The 20,214-nt window shown below is 65.2% G+C and carries 16 protein-coding genes; 10 read left to right on the forward strand and 6 right to left on the reverse strand.

Annotated features, from left to right (window positions below; translation table 11 throughout):
• Nucleotides 1-6: 6 nt before the first annotated feature.
• Nucleotides 7-1,995 carry a glycosyl hydrolase family 28-related protein gene (locus BRAD285_RS10610; protein WP_139020553.1) on the forward strand — a complete coding sequence of 663 codons (1,989 nt, stop codon included), beginning with the start codon at nt 7-9 and terminating at the stop codon, nt 1,993-1,995.
• Nucleotides 1,996-2,022: 27 nt separating this feature from the next.
• On the opposite strand, the gene BRAD285_RS10615 is transcribed toward BRAD285_RS10610, so the two are convergent.
• On the reverse strand, nt 2,023-3,417 hold the full coding sequence (locus BRAD285_RS10615) for an O-antigen ligase (RefSeq protein WP_035644780.1): 1,395 nt from the start codon (nt 3,415-3,417) through the stop codon (nt 2,023-2,025).
• Between the two features lie 187 nt (nt 3,418-3,604).
• Here BRAD285_RS10615 and BRAD285_RS10620 point away from each other — a divergent pair, with 187 nt between their 5' ends.
• From BRAD285_RS10620 to BRAD285_RS10630, 3 genes are all read left to right on the forward strand, one after another.
• Nucleotides 3,605-4,915 carry a WecB/TagA/CpsF family glycosyltransferase gene (locus BRAD285_RS10620; RefSeq protein ID WP_244422060.1) on the forward strand — a complete coding sequence of 437 codons (1,311 nt, stop codon included), beginning with the start codon at nt 3,605-3,607 and terminating at the stop codon, nt 4,913-4,915.
• 66 nt (nt 4,916-4,981) lie between these two features.
• A complete protein-coding gene (gene opgC / locus BRAD285_RS10625) occupies nt 4,982-6,013 on the forward strand; it encodes an OpgC domain-containing protein (RefSeq protein ID WP_006609882.1) in 1,032 nt (343 codons plus the stop codon).
• A 118-nt stretch (nt 6,014-6,131) separates the two neighbouring features.
• Nucleotides 6,132-6,392, forward strand: coding sequence for a hypothetical protein (locus tag BRAD285_RS10630; protein WP_035644783.1), 261 nt, complete (start codon nt 6,132-6,134; stop codon nt 6,390-6,392).
• A gap of 39 nt (nt 6,393-6,431) precedes the next feature.
• Here BRAD285_RS10630 and BRAD285_RS10635 read toward each other — a convergent pair whose 3' ends face one another.
• Both BRAD285_RS10635 and BRAD285_RS10640 read right to left on the reverse strand, forming a co-directional pair.
• Nucleotides 6,432-8,789, reverse strand: a complete 2,358-nt coding sequence (locus BRAD285_RS10635; RefSeq protein ID WP_006609884.1) for a polysaccharide biosynthesis tyrosine autokinase — start codon at nt 8,787-8,789, stop codon at nt 6,432-6,434.
• Nucleotides 8,790-9,725: 936 nt separating this feature from the next.
• Nucleotides 9,726-10,358 carry an RraA family protein gene (locus BRAD285_RS10640; RefSeq protein WP_006609885.1) on the reverse strand — a complete coding sequence of 211 codons (633 nt, stop codon included), beginning with the start codon at nt 10,356-10,358 and terminating at the stop codon, nt 9,726-9,728.
• A gap of 117 nt (nt 10,359-10,475) precedes the next feature.
• Here BRAD285_RS10640 and BRAD285_RS10645 point away from each other — a divergent pair, with 117 nt between their 5' ends.
• Entirely contained in the window at nt 10,476-11,375 is a 900-nt protein-coding gene (locus BRAD285_RS10645) for a LysR family transcriptional regulator (RefSeq protein ID WP_006609886.1), read from the forward strand.
• A gap of 131 nt (nt 11,376-11,506) precedes the next feature.
• Nucleotides 11,507-12,415 carry an amino acid ABC transporter substrate-binding protein gene (locus tag BRAD285_RS10650; RefSeq protein ID WP_006609887.1) on the forward strand — a complete coding sequence of 303 codons (909 nt, stop codon included), beginning with the start codon at nt 11,507-11,509 and terminating at the stop codon, nt 12,413-12,415.
• Between the two features lie 62 nt (nt 12,416-12,477).
• Here BRAD285_RS10650 and BRAD285_RS10655 read toward each other — a convergent pair whose 3' ends face one another.
• From BRAD285_RS10655 to BRAD285_RS10665, 3 genes are read right to left on the reverse strand one after another with little or no spacing between them, the layout of a single operon-like run.
• Entirely contained in the window at nt 12,478-13,503 is a 1,026-nt protein-coding gene (locus BRAD285_RS10655; protein WP_006609888.1) for a class II aldolase/adducin family protein, read from the reverse strand.
• Between the two features lie 12 nt (nt 13,504-13,515).
• The gene (locus tag BRAD285_RS10660) at nt 13,516-14,385 is read right to left on the reverse strand and encodes a TIGR01459 family HAD-type hydrolase (RefSeq protein ID WP_006609889.1); all 870 of its coding nucleotides are present in this window, start codon (nt 14,383-14,385) and stop codon (nt 13,516-13,518) included.
• Nucleotides 14,382-15,656: an FGGY-family carbohydrate kinase gene (locus BRAD285_RS10665; protein WP_006609890.1), complete on the reverse strand. Its 1,275-nt coding sequence runs from the start codon at nt 15,654-15,656 to the stop codon at nt 14,382-14,384. Before BRAD285_RS10665 ends, BRAD285_RS10660 begins: the two co-directional genes overlap by 4 nt.
• 186 nt (nt 15,657-15,842) lie before the next feature.
• Between BRAD285_RS10665 and BRAD285_RS10670 the strand changes: the two genes are divergently transcribed.
• The 4 genes from BRAD285_RS10670 to BRAD285_RS10685 all read left to right on the forward strand — a co-directional run bounded on the left by BRAD285_RS10670 (nt 15,843) and on the right by BRAD285_RS10685 (nt 20,213).
• Nucleotides 15,843-16,832 (forward strand): sugar-binding transcriptional regulator, encoded by a 990-nt coding sequence (locus BRAD285_RS10670; protein WP_035644786.1) that lies wholly within the window; start codon nt 15,843-15,845, stop codon nt 16,830-16,832.
• A 36-nt stretch (nt 16,833-16,868) separates the two neighbouring features.
• Complete coding sequence (locus BRAD285_RS10675) at nt 16,869-18,308, forward strand: extracellular solute-binding protein (RefSeq protein ID WP_006609892.1); 1,440 nt, start codon at nt 16,869-16,871, stop codon at nt 18,306-18,308.
• A 103-nt stretch (nt 18,309-18,411) separates the two neighbouring features.
• Nucleotides 18,412-19,344 (forward strand): carbohydrate ABC transporter permease, encoded by a 933-nt coding sequence (locus BRAD285_RS10680; RefSeq protein ID WP_006609893.1) that lies wholly within the window; start codon nt 18,412-18,414, stop codon nt 19,342-19,344.
• Between the two features lie 11 nt (nt 19,345-19,355).
• On the forward strand, nt 19,356-20,213 hold the full coding sequence (locus BRAD285_RS10685) for a carbohydrate ABC transporter permease (RefSeq protein WP_006609894.1): 858 nt from the start codon (nt 19,356-19,358) through the stop codon (nt 20,211-20,213).
• The last annotated feature ends 1 nt before the right edge of the window (nt 20,214 follow it).

The following is a 20,214-nucleotide window of genomic DNA, read 5'->3' on the forward strand; positions in this document are numbered from 1 at the left end:
GGTGGCATGGGCGTCGTGAACAGAACAGCTCTCCGCGCCGCGTTCCTGGCGGCGCTGGCGATCTCTCGGCCTGCCGGCTGCCGGGCCGAAGCCGCGCAGCCGGCGACATCACTGCAACCAGCATCGGCCGTGACATTGTTGCCGGCAGATCGCGTGGCCGTTTGGACGCCGGGCCTGATGTCAGCAGGTGGGATTCCGAACCGCACCACCATCTATCGAACATTGTCGCCCAGCGGAGCCGACGACACCGCCGCGATTCAGGCGGCGCTCTATGCCGCGCCGATCGGGCAGGTGGTGATGCTCGGACCTGGCACGTTCATTCTGAGCGAGCCGCTGTTGATCAATCGTCCGGTCACGCTCCGCGGCTCGGGTGCCGGTACGACCAGGCTCGTCAAGCCAAACGGCGCAAGGGCGAGAACGTCTGCAGTCCTCGCGGGCACCAGGGGCATTCTGACGCCGGTCGATCCGAGCTCGTATGCCTATGATCCCAAGCCCGTCATCATCGTCGGTCCATCCCGGTGGAATAACGGCCCCGACAGCACTGCCTCGCGGAGCTTGGTGGCCGATGGCAGCCAGGGGGCGACGAGCATCACGTTGGCCAACGCTGCGCAGTTGCGGGCCGGCGACATCGTCCTGCTCGACGAAGTCTCCGGCGCCTCATGGCAGGCAACGCCATCCGGCTTTCCGTCGAACGCCAAGGTTTGGCAAGGCGATCGCGTCGCCTGGAACATGCACAATCCGGTGCAGCCGGGCGACGACAATGGCGCGGCGAATGCATCGGGCCCCCATGATCAGACGCCCGGCGTGCTGCCGAAATCGATGTCGTGGTTCGCGCGGGTGGATCGGGCGACCTCGGAGATCAAGGAGATCGCGTCGGTTTCAGGAGCCACGGTGACGTTCACCTCGCCCCTGACGATCAGCTACCGCAGCAGCCACGACGCCCAGCTCACCCCCTACAGTACCGATCCCAACAGCGGCGGCCACGCCGCCAACAACCGTGACATCCATGTCGCCCATGTGGGCGTCGAGCATCTCAGCATTATCGGCGGCGCGGATGGAGCGCTGAGGTTCGAGACCGCCGCCTATTCATGGGCCAAAGGGATCGAAGTCACGCAGTGGCTCGGTGAGGGCGTGGCGATCAACAATTCGTTCCGGGTCGAGTTGCGCGATTCCTATATTCACGCCGGCTCATGGCCGCAGCCCGGCGGAGCCGGTTATGCGCTCAGCCTGGCCTGGGGCTCGTCGGAGGTCCTGATCGAGAACAACATCCTCGTCGACGTCTGCAAGACCATGGTGTTCCGCTCGTCCGGCGCCGGCAGCGTCGTCGGCTACAACTATGCCGACGATTCCTTCGATTTCGACAATCCCGGCTGGGTCGAGGTCGGGATCAACGCGTCGCATATGGCGGGCTCGCACCATGTCCTGTTCGAGGGCAACCTGTCCCATAACGCCGACAGCGACTTCACGCATGGCAACGCCATCTATCTGACCTTCTTCCGCAATCATCTGACAGGCCAGCGCCAGCGCTTCGTCGACCGTTCAGGCCTGCGGACCATCGGGCTTGCGTATGGATCCTGGTGGGATTCCTTCGTCGGCAATGTGTTGGGCCAATCCGGGCGCATGAGAGGCTGGAGCTATGATGATCCTTCGATGGCAGCCAACACGGCACGTTGGGGGCAGGGCGGATCGGGGAACATCTGGATGCTCGGCTATGATCCGGAGCGATGGACGATGGGGCCGGATCCGAAGACGTTGGCGACTTTGATCCGTGGGGGCAATTTCGATTATCTCACCAATACGGTTGTCTGGACTGAGGGCCTGCAGGCCCGGCCCTTGCCGGCGTCGTTGTACCTCACCGCCAAGCCGGCCTTCTTCGGCGATTTCTCCTGGCCCTGGGTCGATCCGGTCGGTGATCCCAAGCTGCATACGTTGCCGGCCAAGGCACGGCTCGATGCCGGGACACCGTTCGCTCCAGCGCCGGGCGCGGCACGCTAGGCCGCGGGGCCAGCGCACGAGGCACGCTCAAGAGCGAACACCGAGCCGCGGCTTCCACGTCGGGCGTGCCCGCGCGAAACCGGCCGAGCGCCCGCTTGCCGTTTGCCGGCTGGGCATCGTGAGCGGCGACCGCCGCCAATAGCGCGCGGCTTCGACGGCGACGAGCACGAACACGACCCAGGACACGTCGAAGGCGCGCAGCCAGAGCGTCTCGAGAAAGTTGTAGACCATGACGAACAAGGCGACGGACAGAAGGATCCATGCTCGCCTGTGGTCGTGATTCATCACGCGGCCGATGACGTGAACGGTGGTCGCGAGGAACGCCAGCAGAAGGGCGAGACCCACATAGCCGAGCTCCAGCATGGCGTCATAATAGCCGTTGTGCGAGTTCGGCATGGCTTTCACCCAGCCGGGCGCATCCGTGATGCTCGGCGCATCCGCGCCGACCAGCCAGAAGCTCTGATAGCCCCAGCCCAGCAGCGGCCGCTTTGCGATCTCCATTTCCGAGAAAGCCCATATCGTCGTGCGGCCGGTGAAGCTTGAATCGCCGGTCAGCAGATAGGCGATGCGGCTCGTGGGGAAGCCGGCGAGCTCGCCGAACACGACATAGCCCAGCACCAGGACCGCGAGGATCAGGACCGGCGCCAGCCGCAACGTCCTGGACACCGAGAGCGTCAGCAAAGCGAGGACGGGGGCCAGGAGGGCGAGGCCGAGCGCCGTCTTGGAGCTGGAGAGGAAGATCAGGACCACGGCCGCGATCGCGACGACGAGGCCAAGCGCACGCCGATAGCCGGGGTACAGCAGCTCGTGAACTGACAGCAGAAAGGCGATCGCGGCGAATTCGCCCAGCAGGTTCTTGCCAGAGAAATAGCCCTGGTAGCCGATGTCGACCAGCGCGGAGCCATATTGCGCGTAGGTCACATAGCCGCCGGGAATCAGCACGACATTGAGGATCACGCCCGTCGCCATGCAGAGGAAGACGCCGCGCAGGATGTCGGCGCGCGGATTCGACAACAAGGCCGGCAGCACGATGGCCGTGAGCACCATCGCCTCCTGCACGAAGCGGACGAAGGCGAATTCCGGCTTGAAGGCCCAGCCGATGCTGGCGCCGGCGAAAGCGAAATAGGCGCAGAGGCCAACGATGTTCGGCGGCGCGACGAGGCGGCTGCCGCGCGCCAGACGATGGGCCGCAACGATCATGGCGATGGCCGCGAGCGCCGGCCAGAAGATCCGGTTTTCGATGCGGCTTTCCAGCAGGCCTTGCAGCCCGGGCGACGGCGGAAAGCTGAAATAGATCAGCGGCTGAATGAGCGCGGAGTAGGCGAAGGCCAGGACAGGGAGCAGAGCGCAGATATCGAAGCTCTTCCCGTGAGCGCGCGCGGCAGCAACCGCCGTGAAGGTCATCGCTTGAACTCTGGGCATTCGCGCTCTGCTCAAAACTCGAAAACGGGCACGCCGCCGAAGGGGTGGCAGAATAATCATGGTCTGGATCCCGAATTAAATAAAGACATTTCACATGGCCGGGCGCGTATTGCTGCGGATCTGCCGGAAATCTGCTCTGTCATTCACAATTAAACCATATTAAATGGATCGGATCATTTAAAATTAAATGATGGTTTTGGGCTGCCGCCTTCAGGCAAAGCGGAGCTCTGCCGAGGCCCCCGCCACAGGGCATCCTCGTGCAGCAAGGCGGATTGAGGGAGAGCGGTCGATGCTGAGCACGCAGGAACTGCAAGAGGCCGGGCGCTCCGCCTACCGCGTGGACCGTGCCGGCGCAGGCCTCGGTTGGTCCGAGACGCCGATGGCCGAGTCTGTCGTTCCTGACGACCTGGCGCGCGATGTCTACTGCGTCCTCGGCGTGCCGGTCGACGCCATCGGCATGCGCGGTGTCTTGCGCCGCATCCGCGACGCCGCGCGGCGCAAGACACGCTTTCTCATTTCCACGCCCAATCTCAATTTCCTGGTGGCCAGCCAGTCCGACAGGAGCTTCAGGGAGTCGCTCATCCTGAGCGACCTCTGTACCGTCGACGGCATGCCGGTGGTCTGGATCGCCCGGTTGATCGGCATTCCGATCAAGAGCCGGACGGCCGGCGCCGACATCTTCGATGCGCTGAAGTCGGATGAGGGCTCGGCAAGCGCGCTGAAGCTGTTTCTGTTCGGAGGCCCGCAAGGGGCCGCTGAGCTGGCGGCGCGGCGGCTGAACAGTCAGCCCAGCGGCCTGCGATGCGTCGGCTGGTCGAACCCCGGTTATTGCTCGGCCGAGGAAATGAGCCGGGATCACATTATTGATGAGATCAATGCCAGCGGCGCGGATTTTCTGGTGGCGTCCCTGAGCAGTCAGAAGGGGCAGTCCTGGCTCCAGCGCAATCATGAGCGGCTCGAGATTCCGGTCCGCGCCCATCTCGGGGCCGCGCTGAACTTCCAGGCCGGCACGGTGGCGCGGGCGCCGGAGATCCTGCGCCGGCTCGGCCTGGAGTGGCTGTGGCGCATCAAGGAGGAGCCGTATCTCTGGCGACGCTATTGGAATGACGGGACGGCGATGCTGCGCCTCGTGTTCACCCACGTGCTGCCCTTCGTGTTCTGGACCTGGTGGATGCGGCGGACGCATGAGCGGGGAGAGGCGCTGACCATTACCCAGGACTACGGTGCGCGGGCGGTCACGCTGAGCCTGTCGGGCCCCGCGGATGCGCGTCATGTCGACCGTGCCATTCCGGTGTTCCGGGCCGCGGCCGCTTTGCGCAAGCCAGTGACGGTCGATTTTTCCAATGTCTGCGCCATCGATGCGCGCTTTCTCGGACTGCTGCTCATGCTGAGGAAGCAGCTCGATGCGAACGGGTGCGATGCGGCTTTCGTCGGCGTCTCGCCGCTGCTGGCGAGGATCTTCCATTTCGGCGGTCTGGATCTCCATGACCGTCCTTGAAACATCCCGGCAGTTCGCGCGTGGCTTTACGCCGTCGTACCGCGACGGCCGTACCGGAGACGAACGGTGAGCGCGGCGGGACAGACTCGCCGCGAGGTGCTGATCGATTTCTATCGAAGCTGCTCGATGCTGTTCGTGTTCTATCACCACACCGCAAACGTGTTTCCCGACTCCGTCGATCTGTTCACGAAGTTCAATCCCTTTGCCGAACTGTTCGTCGTGATTTCCGGCTTCATGGTCGGCTACGTCTACCTGCACAAGGAACACTACGGAGAGCTCGTCAGCCGCGGGCTGAAAGTTCTCGCCGCGTATTTCGTCATCTCGGTTCCGGTTGCCATCGGCATGGCCGTTCTCGGCAAGAAGCGCGAGCCGGTCGGGCAGGCGATCTTCGACGTGATCACGTTCCAGTCCGAGCCGACCGGCATCACCATTCTCAAATTCTACGGGCTGATGTTCCTGCTGCTGCCGCTGATCCTGCCGCTGTTCAAGCGCAACAGGGTGCTCGTGCTTGCAGTGTCGGCGGCGATCTTCGTGGCCTGTACCTGGTTCGCGAATACCGAGGCCGGAGGGCTCGAGAATCCGGCGGCGATCCTGTTGCTGTTCTCGCTGCAGATGCAGCTGTTCCTGATGATCGGCACCTCTCTCGGAGACCTCCACCGCCGCGGCCGCCTGATCGGCCGGCCGTTCTACATCGCGATGGGAGCCATCTTCCTGTTCGGGGTGTTGCTCGACGGGTGGCTGGGCTTTCCGAGCAACGGCGAGAAATATCCTTATCGGTTCGACAAGCTTATCAACCTGCTGTGGAGCCTGCCGCTGCTGCTGGCGCTGCTGTGGGCCGTGTTCGCGAGCGCCGGGCGATCGCCGGCCGTGGCGCTGGTGCTCAATGTCGGCCAGAACTCCCTGATTGCGTTCCTTGGCTCGGAGGTCGTTCGCCAATCGGTCAAGCTGGCCCTCCTGATTGGGGGCATTCACCCCCAGGTCCTTGGCCAGACCCTGGTGGGCCTCGTCGACGTCATCGTGGTCACGGCCGTGCTCTGGCTCTACAGCACGCATTGGCAGCATCGGCCTCCGTTGCTGCAACCGCAGGGTGGCCGGTAGCGGTTTTCCGCGGTGCGGTGTTGCTCCCATGCGCTTGTTCGAATCTCCTGCAGCGGCTTAGTTCATCGCTAACCAATCGTCGCTAGCCTCTCGCCACGCCGAGGAGGCCTGAACATTGATGTGGGTGATCGCGCTTCATTTTGCAGCGGGAGCAGTGGCCGGAGCGATCTTCAAGGTTCGCACGCTGCTGGCGCTCGTCGCGATCAGCTTTGCGGAGTGCATTGCCGTTGCGGTCCTGGGCGGCCTCTCCGCGGCACTGCCCTGGGTCGGCGGCCTCGTCGCCCTCCAGGTCGGCTATCTCCTGGGCATCTATCTCCGCAGCGTGCTGGAGCGCGCCGGCATCGCGCATCCCGCCATCCGCCCCGAGCATCAGCGCTGAGCCTCGCGGCGGACGCCGCGCGCGCGCCTCACCCGGGATCTACTCCGCCATGACGCTGCCGTAGCGGGCGTAGTATTTGTGGTTGTAGTAATCGCCGAAATGATTGGCGTAACGCTTCAGCGCCTTCATGTCGGTCTTGTTGAGCACCACGCCGAGCAGCGCATCATAGACGTTCGGCGCCGTATTCAGGGCATGCTCGACCACGTCAGCCGGCGTCCGTCCCCATTCCACCACGAGCACGAAGCTGTCGAGCAGCCCGGAGATGGCGCGGGCATCGACCACGGGCGCAAGCGGCGGCAGATCGACGATGACGTAGTCGTAGGCGTCCCGCAGCTGCTCGAACAGCCTGCGCATCTGCTCGTTGGCGAGAATGTCGCTGCTGCCGCTCGCTGCACCCTTGGCCGGGAGGAACTGCAACCGCGTCACCGGATCGGTCCACAGCGCGTCCTCGAGCGGACGCGCGCCGGTCACGACGTCGACGATGCCGGTGCAGGCATGGGGAGCCAGCATGGCGGACAACGAGGGATTCCTGAGGTCGCAATCGACAACGATGACCCGCTTGCCCGAGCTGGCGAACGATTGGGCGAGCGAGGCGGCAATCACGGACTTGCCCTCGTCGGGCAGCGCCGAAGTCAGGCCGAACACCTTGCGCGAGCTGCGGCTCGGATCCTGCTCGATCGCGACCTTCAGCGAGCGGATCGATTCCGCGAAGCGTGAGGATGGCATGGCAGAGGCCGCCCAGCAGGTCCCCGGACCGCGCGCCACGAGGCGCTGGCCTTCGTCCGCCGGCGTCGTATCCGGGAGCTTGAGGGCCGCTTCTCTGGTGACCCTGTCGACGTCAGCAAGATTGAGCAGAGGCACGACCGAAAGACAGGGCAGGCGCAGCCGATCTTCGACCTGATTGGTCGTGCGGAAGCTGCGATCCTTGAATTCCCGCAGCAATCCCAGGCCGCCGCCGAGGGCGAGGCCGCCGAACAGACCGATGCCGAGCAGCACGATCGACTTCGGCTTGCTCTTCTTCTTGGGCGGGGTCGCTGCGGAGATGACCCGCGCCTTCGCAATCGGAAACGAGCCCTGCTGGACCGAGCCCATGTACCGCTGCAGGAAGGTGTCGTAGAGCGCGCGATATCCCTTGGCGCTGGTCTCGAGCTCCCGGATGCTGACCTCGGCGGCCGTGGTGTCGCGCGAGCGGGCGACAGCCTGGGCGAGCTGCTTCTCGACCTCCTGCTGCTGCTGCTTGGCCTCCTCGTAGTCGTGCTTGGCGACGTCGGCGAGGCGTCGGACCTCGTCCAGAATGGCCTGGCGAATGCTCTTCATCGCGGCGCGGATGTTCACCACGGCCTGATGATCCTTGCCGTACTTGGCGGAATATTCGTATTCCCGCTTGGCATTGTCGAGATATTGCTGGCGCAACCCGTTGATGATCGGCGTACTGTTCGAATTGCTGAGCGATAGTCCGTCGGGCGGATTGAGGTTGCCGCTCAGCTCCGCCGGAGACAGATCCGAGACGGAGGCAAAGCTGTCGATCGGCGTATCGGAGTTGCTCGCCGCGAGCATGTCGTCGAACCGGTTGAGCCGGGTCATCAGCGAGGCCGTGCGCGTCCGGGTGGCCACAAGCCTGTTGGTCAGTTCGGCGACCTGCTGCTGGTCCATGAACTTGCCGTCCGCCGAGACGATGTCGTGCCGACTCTTCAGCTCGTTGACGGCGCGCTCCGCGGCCGTCGCGTCATTGCCGAGATCCTGCAGGCGCTCGTGCAGCCAGGCCGTGACGGTCCGGTGCTCGTTCGCTTCCGCCTTCACCTGCTGGTCGAAATACTCCTTGACGATTGCGTTGGCGATCATCGCGGCGCGCTGCGGATCGCTGGCGCTGTAGTCGACCTCGACGACGGTGCTGGTGCCGATCCTGAATGCGTTCATCCGACGCTGGAATTCGTCGAGCAGATCGTCCATCGAAGGCGTGGTGGGCTCCGGCGCCGCGCCGGACAGCCGGCGAATGGCGTTCACGACGCCATGCAGGGGGCTCGCCTTGCCGCTGTAATCGGGATCATCGGCGAGGTTCAGCTTGCTGATGACGGCGGTTGCGATCGACTTGGATTTCAGGATCTCGATCTGGGATTCCATGTCGAGCGGCGGCTCGTCCTGCACCGGCTGGGGCTGCAGGACCGGCGGCTTGGCGCTGCCGAGCATGATCTTCACATCCGCCGAAAAGGTCGGGGGGATGATCTTCAGGACGGCGAAGCTGGCTACGAGCGACGCGGCAGCGGTGATCGCGATCACCAGATAGCGCCGGCGCAGGAAGCCTAGCGCCAGGTCAAACGGGCCGGGACCGGCGCGCTCCCAGCCCTGGTCCTGCTGGGATGTGAAGGCCACCGTGCTAGCGTTCGGGTTGTGCAGCATGTTCGTGAAGCTTCATCAGTTGCGCTTCGGAGGTCGGAGCCGTCCGGGGGCCTGCCAAAACAAGGATTTGATTGTCTGAGACTTTAAATGATCGGTCGGGTGCGTTATTTAATTTATATTAAATCCAATTTTGCCCAGCAAGTGGCGTTTTAAAATTAAATAACGTGTGTGACGGGAGCGTGAGGGGCGGGCTGATGCAGGGACCGGCCCCACTGGCGGGCGTTCATCGCTGCGTACGGACCATGTGGCCGGGCAGGGAAAGATGATCGGTCTGATCTCATCATTGCTCCGCTCTTGCGCCGCCGACGTGAGACTGCGGCCTCGCGGCGCCGTTGCGCCCGAGTTGTCCAGGTCGTTCCGCCCTTTCAACGAGAGGGCGCGGGGAATGCCGGGCGCTGGCCGCACCCATGGCCCGCCTGCAGAAAGATAAGCAGGCGGCAGTCACCACAGGTTCAGCCGAGACATCCCGGCATTCCCCGCGCGATGGTTTTAGCGGCTTATACGTCATCTCCCCGGGGACCGGCTGTCTTGCCCCCGTCACCCGCGCAACGCGAAAGCGTTGTCGCGAACTTGGTCTCGGCGTCGGGAGACCAGGACCCTACGATTTCGCCGGCGCATCGACCTCGTTCGTCCGCATGACCTCGGTCACGCTGCGAGCCGACACGCCCACCGCATCCCACCCCGCGCGTCGTGACGATCGCGATGCGCCCCTCTTGGCGAGGCGGGACCGGGACATCCAAGCACGTTTTCGCGGAAAGCGAAATCGATTTATTTTTTGTGGGACGACTGGACAGAGGTCATCCGACTGAGACGACGGAAGAAATCAGTCTTCCGGCGCACGGCCTTGGCTTACCCGGCGGGGACAGGTGAGAGTCTGCGCGAGAGCATGAGTCGCCCGTCGGGCCTGTGTACAGGCCCGGCTATCGCCGCCCGCGGCTACTTTGCGTAGGCTCCCGTATAGCGGCCCGCACGAATGCTCGCCAGGATGTCGGCCTCGCGCTGCTCCTGCGCCCGCGCCATCTCCAACAGCAGCGCAGCGCGTTCCGGCGCGAAGGCAACGACGCCGTCCGCGTCGCCCACCACGACGTCGCCGGGCGCCACGACCATGCCGCCGATCGAGACCGGCTCGTTTATGGTGCCCGGCCCGTTCTTGTAGGGGCCGCGATGATGGGCGGCGCGAGCGAACACCGGAAACGATGACGCCATCAGCACAGCGGAGTCGCGGACGGCGCCGTCGAGCACGATTCCGGCCGCGCCGCGTTGCTCGGCGATCGCGGCGATGATCTCGCCAACGAGGGCGCGCGTCTCGTCGCCGCCGCCATTGATGACGAGCACCTCGCCGGGCTTGATCAGATCGAGCGCGCGATGGATGAACAGATTGTCGCCCGGCGCGGTGTCGATCGTGAGCGCGATTCCGGCCATGGGAGGTCCCTTGTAGAACGGCTTGAGGCCGATCGCGCCGGGCAGGCGCTGCAGATTGTCGCTGATCACGGCGGTCGGGATCTGCCTGAAGGCGGCAATCAGGCCGGGATCGACTGTCGCAACCGGCGGCCGTTCGGTGTCACTCATTGTCGCTCTCCTCGATGCTTGCCGTCGGATGGCTGCACAGGCACCGGTGTAAGGCTCGCGCAAAATTCAGAAAACAGATAAATGACGATGTCAGATCATCGCTTTTGAGAATGTCTCATGATCACGCTGAAGCAGCTCGAGGCTCTGCATTGGATCGCGGAGCTCGGTACGTTCGAGCGCGCCGCGGCGAAGCTCAACACGACGCAATCTGCAATCTCCAAGCGCGTCCAGGAGCTCGAAGCGTCGGCGCGCGTTCCGCTGTTCGACCGCAGCCAGCGCGGTGCGCGGCTGACAGAACGGGGCGAGGAGATCCTCGCTTTGGGCCGCCAGATGCTGACGCTGCAGGAGCAGATCCTCGCGCTGAGGGACGGGCGGCAGTCCCCAGCCCGCCGGCTACGCCTCGGGGCCACGGAGCTGTCGGCGCTGACCTGGTTGCCGCGCCTCGTCTCGGCCATCCGGGAGCAGCACCCGGCCGTGGTGATCGAGCCTGAGGTGGAGACCACCCGCACGCTCTACGATCGCCTGATGGACGGCAGTATCGACCTGATTGTGGTTCCCGAGGTGTTTTCCGACCCGGATGTGACCTCGGTCAGGCTCGCCGAAGTGCAGAACGTCTGGACCGCGCGCCCCGGTCTGGTGCGGTCGCGCCGCCCGCTCGGATTCGAGGAGCTCGGGGAGTATACCCTCCTGATGCAGGGACGGCGCTCCGGGCAGGGGCTCTACATCAATCGATGGCTCACAGCGAACGGTGTCGCCTTCAAGCGTGCGATCACGGTCGACAATCTCACCGCCCTCGTCGGTCTCGCCGTGGCCGGCCTCGGCATCAGCTACCTTCCGCAACGTTGCTTCCGGCCACTCTTTGCCGAGGGAAAATTGTCCGTCGTGCCGGTGAGGCCGGCGCTCCCCGCCGTGCCGTATTCGGCGATGTATCGCAACGACAGGCCGTCGGCGCTGACGGCCGTCGTGGCCGAACTGGCGCGCAGGACCTGCGACTTCAGCCGGCAGCTACAGGGCTAGAGGGCGGCGCGGACAGGCATCACTTTTTGGAATGGACGGGTAAGCGTTTTTATCCCTTTTCATCGCAGTCGGCCGCAGCGAGGCTGCGGCCCGCTGCACCATGCAGTAAATGACGACGAGGAGAGGCTTTGATGCGCCGATGGGGATGCGTACTGGCACTGGTTCTGGCGGCGAATGCCGCTGGCGCCGAGGAGTTGAGCGGCACGCTGCAGAAGATCAAGGAAACCGGCAAGATCGCGGTCGCCTTCCAGGAAGCGGCGGTGCCCTTCAGCTATCTCGACGGCAACCAGAAGCCGGTGGGCTACGCGCTCGACATCTGTGCGCGGATCGCCGACGCGGTGAAGCGGGAGCTCGGGCTGCCCAACCTCGTGGTCGAGACCGTTCCGGTCACCTCGTCCACCCGCATTCCGCTGATGACCAACGGCACCATTGACCTTCTGTGCGCCTCCACGACCAACAACGCGGAGCGCCAAAAGCTCGTCACCTTCACCAACACGCATTTTCTCAGCGCAACGCGCTTCGCCGCCAAGACGTCGAGCTCGCTGCGGCGGATCGACGATTTGAAGGGCAAAACGGCCGTTGCGATCGCCGGATCGACCAACATCGCGCAATTGAACAAGGTCAATGTCGAGCGCAAGCTCGGCATCACCATCGTTCCGGCCAAGGACCAGGCCGAGGCGTTCCTGATGCTCGAGACCGACCGGGCCCAGGCCTATGTGCTCGACGACGTCCAGCTTGCGGTTGCGATCGCGCGCTCCAAGGAGCCGGCCGCCTATGTCATCAGCGAAGATGCGTTCTCCAAGGCCGAGCCATTCGGCATCATGCTGCGCAAGGATGATGCCCCGTTCAAGGCCATCGCCGACCGCGTCACGGCCGAATTGTATCAGAGCCCGGAGATCGAAAAGCTCTACAAGACGTGGTTCGAATCGCCGGTGCCGCCGACCGGGACCAATTTCAACTACCCGATGCCGGCCGCGTTGCGGGCTGGGTTCAAGAAGCCCAGCAGCAGCCCCGATCCGGAGGCCTATGCAGCCGAATGAGGCGACGGATCGCGTCGGCTGATCCAGGCCGGCGGGGCAATTCTCGCCGGCGGTTCGCAAGTCTACTGTCGCGCGGCCGTCAGTTGTTGCCGGTAGCGCTCGGCGTCCCAGTTGAGCAGCATCTGCTCGTGTTGCGACGACAGATAGCGAATGTCGGCTGACAGCGGCAGGCGGCTGGTCACGAGCGCGAGGCAGCTCAGCATTGCCTCGGCCCCAGGGCTGGCGTCGCTTCGAATGATCGCGCCGAGACCCGGCGCCAGCGCCGCGACGGGCGCGGGGAGGTCGGTGGCTTCCGCGCGGGCAAGCATCGTGGCGAGTCCGCCGGCGCCTTCGATGGTCGGCAGGCCCGGACCGAGAAACACGACGTGGTCCGGATACAGCGAGCCGCCGGTCGCGATCGCGCGGCTGAACGGGTCGGTGGCGATGCCGTGGCACGCGACATCCTTCGGCAGGCGATAGTCGGTGCCGGCGCAGAGCCGGCGCAAGGCCGCGTCGTCCGCCGCGGGCGTCGCGCGCGCCGGCAAGATCAGCCGCGTCTCCACGTCGTGCACCAGCGCCTCGGCTTCCTCGCTGGTCTCGGCGCCGACCACGAGGCCGTGATTGCCGAGGATCAGGACATCGACGGTCTCTCGCGCCACGATCGCGCTGACGGCGCGCGCCAGCGGCAGGCCGGGATGGTAGTAGTCGAGATCGCGCCAGGCGAGCCCGTCGAGCCGCGCCGCGAAGTCGTCGCGCGCATCGCGCCGCGCGGCCCAGGCAATGGTGTTGACGGCATGAACGTGCAGCACGATCCGGTGCGGCATCAGCGCATGCAGCGAGGTCTCGATCGAGGCCCGCAGCGCGCCGGGGGCGGCGAGCGGGATGCGCTCGTCGTCGCGGGCCAGCGCTTCGCGCGCTGCCGTCAGCAGCACCGGCACGAAGATATCCTTGTCATTGGCGTCGGACAGCCAGGTCCCGGACGCCTTCACCCAGAGCACATCGTCGTCCTTGATCGAGGAGTTGCCTCCGGCGCCCTGCACCAGCAGCATGTTGCGGCCGACGCGCGCCGACATTCGGCGCAACGCACTGAGCTCATCGGGGTCGCGCATCGTCCGTCTCCTTCACCAGCTCAGCTGCTGCATCGTCCAATTCGGCATGCGGCTCGTGGACGCCGCGAGTTTTCGCGTGGCCGCGGCCAGATCAGGCGCTCCCGCCAGAGCTGTGCGATGCACGCCATCGGCGAGCAGCAGGCTTTGCAGGCCCATCGCGCGCGCGCCGGCGACGTCATGATCGAGCGAGTCGCCGATCATCAGCACGCGCCGTGGATCGGGATTTCCAAGCTGCTCCAGCGCCGCCTCGAAGATCGGAGCATGCGGCTTGCCGACGAAGGTGACCGCGCCGCCAAGCCATTCATAAGCGCGCGCCAGCGTGCCGGGGGCAGGGACGAGGCCGCTCGCACCGAACATCATCAAATCGGGATTGGCGCAGATCATCGGCAGGCTCCGCGCTGCCGCCTGTGCGAAGGGCTCCCGCCAGAGATCGGGTTCGGCCAGATCGTCATCGAGTCCGCCGAGCAGGATGAAATCGGCTTCCCTGACGTCGTCGACCGTCACGATGTCGAGGTCCTCGATCAAGGAGCGGTCGCCGCCGCGGCTGATCAGAAAGCAGGTGTCGCCGCAATCCGTAAACGGCGCGCGCGTCCGGTCGCGCAATCCGGCCCATGTGACCTCGCCCGAGGTGAGAATGCCGTCATAGGCGGCGCGGGAAATACCGAGGCGCGCCAGCCGCTCGGCATTCGACCGTGCCCGCTTTCCGGAGTTGGACAGCACCAGGATCGGCTTGTGCGCTCGCTTCAGTTTGGCGAGGCAGTCCAGCGCTGCGGGGAACACCGTGCGACCATCATGCAGGGTGCCCCATTGGTCGAGCAGCACGTGATCGAACCGGTCGGCGATGGCGGACAGGCCGCTGATCTCACATGCGGCGGCGGTCATCGCGGCGGCCCCTGCAAGGCGAGCAGCGCGGTGCCGTAGCTTGCTTCGGTCTGCGTGGCGACGCTGACGGGCACGCCGATGATCCGCTCGCGGATCCTGTTCCAGGCCGCGTTCTTCGCGCCGCCGCCGATGCTGATCACCCGCCGCAACGCCGGCGCGCCGAGCGCCTGCAGCCGCTGATAGGCGAGCGCCTCGACGCCGGTGATGCCTTCGAGCAGCGCCTGGAAGAAGCGGTGATCCTCAGTGGGGCGCGGCGTCGCGCGCGGCGCGAAAGTGGGATCGGCGATCGGAAAACGCTCGCCTGGCTTCGGCAATGGGTAGTAGTCGAGCCCGGTCGGCTCGTCGGGGCGCAGCAGTGGGGTCATGCGCTCCATGTCGTCGGACGAGAAATGCGCCAGCAGCGCGCCGCCGCCGGAGTTCGACGCGCCGCCGGTGAGCCATTTGTCGCCGAGCCGGTGCGAGTACACGCCCTGATCGGCGGCGAAGATCGGCTGTGTCGCGACCACCTTCAGCACCAGCGTGGTGCCGAGCGAGGTCACCGCATCGCCCGGCGTGTCGGCTCCGGTGGCGATGAACGCGGCGACGCCGTCGGTGGTGCCGGCGACGATGCGTGCGGAGGATGCGATGCCGAGCGCGCGCGCCATCGCGGGATCGATGTCGGCGAACGGGGTGCCGGGCACCAGGATGCTCGGCAGCACCTCGCGCGGCACGCCGAGCTGATCGAACCAATCCGGCCAGCGGCGCTGCACCGGATCGTAGCCGAGCTTGAGCGCGTTGTTCTCGTCACTGACGCCATAACGGCCGGCGAGCCGGCCTGCGATCCAGTCGGCCTGATGCGCGACGCGGACTGCGCCTGTGGTCCGCGCCAAGAGATGCATCAGCTTGGCAAGCGGGCTGCTGGTGCCATGCGCTCCGCTCTCGGGCGGCGCGACCGCGGCGATCCGCTTGGCCTCGTCAGTCGCGCGTGCATCGTTGTACATCAGACCGGGCGAGCAGGGGCGTCCATCGGCATCGATCAGCAGCAGCGTGCCCGACGTGCCGTCGACCGCGATGCGCGCGACGGCGCGCAGATCGACGGTTTCGCCGAGCTTGCCGAGTGCTGACGTGGTCGCCCGCCACCACAGCTCGGGATCCTGATCGATCGCTGCGCCATCCTGACGCGGCGGCGCCAGCGGCACAGCGGCCGCGCCCTGGATGGTGCCGCAATGATCGATCGCGCAGGCGCGCACGCCGCTCGTTCCGACGTCGATGCCGACAAACAACTCCGCCATGCGACCTCCTCTCGTTTCTTCTCTTTCGACGAGCCGCCTCTGCTCGCTCTTGTCGTTCCGCCCGGCGTTGCGCTGCAGCACGTTTGGGGGATTGACGGCCGGATCGGTGTCTGCAATTTTTTGCAAGGTGTGAAGAATTTTGCAAGCAGGCATTCCGGCGTGACGACAGCTTCCGACAGGGCGCCCATGATCGACGGCGAGGCCTCGCTCGCGACGCGCGCCGCGTGGCTGTATTTCGCGGCCGGGTTGACGCAGTCGGAAGTCGCCGACCGGCTGAACATCCAGAGCACCAAGGCGCATCGTTTGATCGCGCGCGCCAGCCGCGAGGGCATGATCCGCGTCTTCGTCGAGGGCCCGGTCGCCGAATGCGTTGCGTTGGAGAATGCGCTCGCCGATCGCTACGGGCTCGATTTCTGCCGCGTCGCGCCGGACCTCGGAGAGGGCGACCTGCCGCTGAAGGCGCTTGCGCTGGAGGGCGCGAGCTTCCTGCGCCAGGTGCTGGAGCGCGGCGACGACAAGATCATCGGCGTCGGCCATGGCCGTACCCTCGCCGCCGTGGTGGCGCAACTGCCGCAGACGCCGGCGCGCGACGTGCAGTTCGTCTCGCTGCTCGGCGGCCTGACGCGCAAATTCGCCGCCAATCCGTTCGACGTGATCCATCGGCTCGCCGAGCGCACCGGCGCGGAAGCTTATCTGTTGCCGGTGCCGGTGTTCGCCAACTCCGTCGCCGACCGGCGCGTGCTGATGCAGCAGTTCGGCATCGCCGACGTGTTCGCGCTGGCGCAGCAGGCCTCGCTGCTGTTCGTCGGCATCGGACAGATCCACGCCGACGGCTTCCTGGTGTCGAGCGGCATGATCAAGCCCGACGAGGTCGTCGAGCTGAAGCGCGCCGGCGCCTGCGCCGACCTGCTCGGGCATTTCTTCAATGCCCAGGGCGATCTGCTCGACCTCGATCTCTCCGCGCGGGCCACCTCGATGGCGGCGAGCGATTTGAAGACACACCGCATCGTCGCCATCGGCGGCGGCGAGGCGAAGATCACGGCCCTGCGCGCGGTGCTGCGCAGCGGCTTTCTGAACGGGCTCATCATCGATGAGGTGACCGCTCAGGCACTATCTACCGACAAGCCGGAGAAAACATCCGGTCAGACTAAAAACAAAAGTCGGAAGGGCAGGTAACGCGACCAACTTCTACAAAAACAAAGGGAGGGTTGAATGTACGATCGTGAGAAGAATCTCTTTGCGTCCTACGCCGGCAAGCGCATCAGCCGGCGTGATCTGCTCGACGGCGCCGCCAAGCTCGGCATCGCCGGTGCTGCCGCCAATGCCGGCTTTGCGTCGGCGATGTCGCAGGCGATGGCCGCGGACTTCAACTGGAAGGCCCAGAGCGGCAAGACCGTCAAGCTGCTCTTGAACAAGCATCCTTACGTCGATGCGATGATCGGCGACATCGAGGCGTTCAAGAGCCTGACCGGCATGAACGTCAGCTACGACATCTTTCCGGAGGACGTCTATTTCGACAAGGTGACGGCGGCGCTGTCGTCAAAGTCGGATCAGTACGACGCCTTCATGACCGGCGCCTACATGACCTGGACCTATGGTCCGGCCGGCTGGATCGAGGACCTCAACACCTACATCAAGGATCCCGCCAAGACCAACCCGGCCTTCGCCTGGGACGACGTGCTGCCGGGCCTGCGCTCGTCGACCGCCTGGGACGGCGTCGCCGGCTCCGAGCTCGGCTCCGGCAAGGCCAAGCAGTGGTGCATCCCGTGGGGCTACGAGCTCAACAACATCACCTATAACCGCAACATCTTCAGCAAGGTCGGCGTCAAGCCGCCGACCAATCTCGACGAGATGCTGGAGGTCGCGGCCAAGATCACCAAGGATGCCGGCGGTCCCTACGGCGTCGGTGTGCGCGGCTCGCGCTCCTGGGCCACGATCCATCCGGGCTTCCTGTCGGCCTACGCCAATTTCGGCCAGAAGGACTTCGTGATGGAGGGCGGCAAGCTCAAGGCCGCGATGAACACCAAGGCCTCGAAGGACTTCCACGAGAAGTGGGTCAAGATGATCCAGGGCTCGGGTCCGAAGAACTGGTCGACCTACACCTGGTACCAGGTTGGCACCGATCTCGGCGCCGGCGCCTCCGGCATGATCTTCGACGCCGACATTCTCGGCTACTTCATGAATGGCGGCGAGAACAAGGAGCGCGGCAATCTCGGCTACGCGCCGTTCGCGGCCAATCCGGCCGCCAAGGCGCCGACGCCGAACGTCTGGATCTGGTCGCTCGCGATGTCGAGCTTCTCCAAGCAGAAGGACGCGGCGTGGCTGTTCATGCAGTGGGCGGCCTCCGTCGAGCATGATCTGTTCGGCGCGCGCAAGATGGACTTCGTCAATCCGGTCCGCACCTCCGTGTGGAAGGACAGCGAGTTCCGCGACCGCATCGCCAAATCCTACCCCGGCTATCTCGAGCAGCACGATCTCTCGGCGCCGGGTGCGAAGATCTACTTCACGGCGCAGCCGCTGTTCTTCGACCTCACCACGGAGTGGGCGGCCTCGCTGCAGAAGATGGTGGCCAAGGAGATCACCGTTGACGAGGGCCTCGACAAGTTGGCCGAGAGCATCAACCGTCAGCTGAAGCAGGCCGGCCTCGGCTGAGGCTGCGCCCGGCACCTCCCTGACCACCCGTCGGTCCGGACGCTCCCCACAAGCGTCCGGACCGGCCCCATCTTCTTCCTGCGATGATGTGATCACGCCTGTCATGAGCATGGCCCAACTTGTCGAGACCGAGGCGGCGCCGCGCCGCGCGAAGCGCTGGAGCGCGCGGCTGCTGCCGTATCTCCTGAGCCTGCCGGCGCTGCTGGTGTGCATCGCCATCCTGGTGCCGTTCGTCACCGCCGCGGTCTATTCGTTGCAGCGCTACCGGCTCAATCTGCCGTATCTGCGCGGCTTCATCGGCGTCGACAACTACATCGACTTTCTGTCCGATCCAGCGTTCTGGAACACGCTGCGCATCTCGCTCGTCTATACCGCGGTGACGGTGATCGTCGAATTGCTGCTCGGCCTCGGCATCGCGCTGCTGCTGCGGCGGCCGACGCGCTTCCACAACGCGGTCTCGATCATGCTGTTGCTGCCGCTGATGACGGCGCCGGCGATCGCCGCCTTGATGTGGAAGCTGATGACCAATCCGAGCTTCGGCATCCTGTCCTATCTCGTGGGGCTGCTCGGCGCGCCCGACTTCAAATGGGCCTCCGATCCGTCGACGGCGCTGTTCACGGTCGTGCTGGTCGACGTCTGGGTCTACACGCCCTTCATCATGATCCTGCTGCTGGCGGGCCTGCGCTCGCTGCCGCGGCAGCCGTTCGAGGCGGCGGCGCTCGACGGCGTGCCGGCGAGCTTCGTGTTCTTCCGCATCACGCTGCCGATGCTCGCGCCCTACATCATCACCGCGTCGCTGTTCCGGCTACTCGACTCCATCCAGCAGTTCGACATCGTCTATGCGATGACGCAAGGCGGACCCGGTGACCGGCTGATGGTGTTCCAGGTGCAGGCCTATCTCGAATTCTTCCAATACACCAATGTCGGACGCTCGGCGGCGCTGCTGATGATCCTTTGGCTGATCACCAACATCCTGTCGAACATCTTCATCAAGAACTGGCTGCGGCTGCGCGCGCGCGCCCACGGTCACGCCTGAGGAGAGAGGTCATGGATCACTCTAGTCCGGCCGGACGCATCTTCCGCGGCATCGCGCTGGCGCTGGTGCTCGTGTTCTTCATGTTTCCGATCGTCTGGATCCTGTTGATGTCGTTCCAGACCAACGAGCAGATCCTGCGCATTCCGCCGCGCATCCTGTTCGAGCCGACGCTCGCCAATTATGAGGCGCTGATCTCGGGCCAGCTCAAGACGGCCGCCGGCAATCTGCAGATCTCGTTCATGCGCAATTTGATGAACAGCTTCGTACTGTCGAGCGCGTCCGTCATCCTGGCGCTGCTGCTGGGCGTGCCCGCGGCCTATGCCTTCGCGCGGTTCAAGTTCCGGCTCGGTGAGACCATCGCGTTCACGCTGCTGTCGTTCCGCTTCGCGCCGCCGCTGCTGGTGCTGCTGCCGCTGTCGCTCTACTACCAGCAGCTCGGCCTCAACGACACCTATTTCGGCATCGTCTGGGTCTATCAGCTGATCGCGCTGCCGCTGATCCTGTGGATCGTGCGCGGCTATTTCGAGGACATCAGCCCGGATATCGAGCACGCCTACCGGCTGGCCGGGCATTCCTGGCGCGAGGCGTTCACGCGCATCGCCGTGCCGCTCGCCGGTCCCGGCATTGCGGCGGCGGGCCTGCTGTCCTTCATCTTCTGCTGGAACAATTTCGTCTTCGCGCTGATCCTGGCCTCGGCCGACAAGCAGCCGGTGACGGTCGGTGCGCTCGCCTTCGTCACCGCGTCCGGCATCCAATACGGCCAGATCGCCGCGGCGATCGTGCTCTCGGTGACGCCGACCCTGCTGCTCGCGCTCTACGCGCAGCGCTATCTGGTCGAAGGCCTCTCGCTCGGTGCAGTCAAGGGTTGAG

The organism is Bradyrhizobium sp. ORS 285 (assembly GCF_900176205.1).
GTDB lineage: Bacteria > Pseudomonadota > Alphaproteobacteria > Rhizobiales > Xanthobacteraceae > Bradyrhizobium.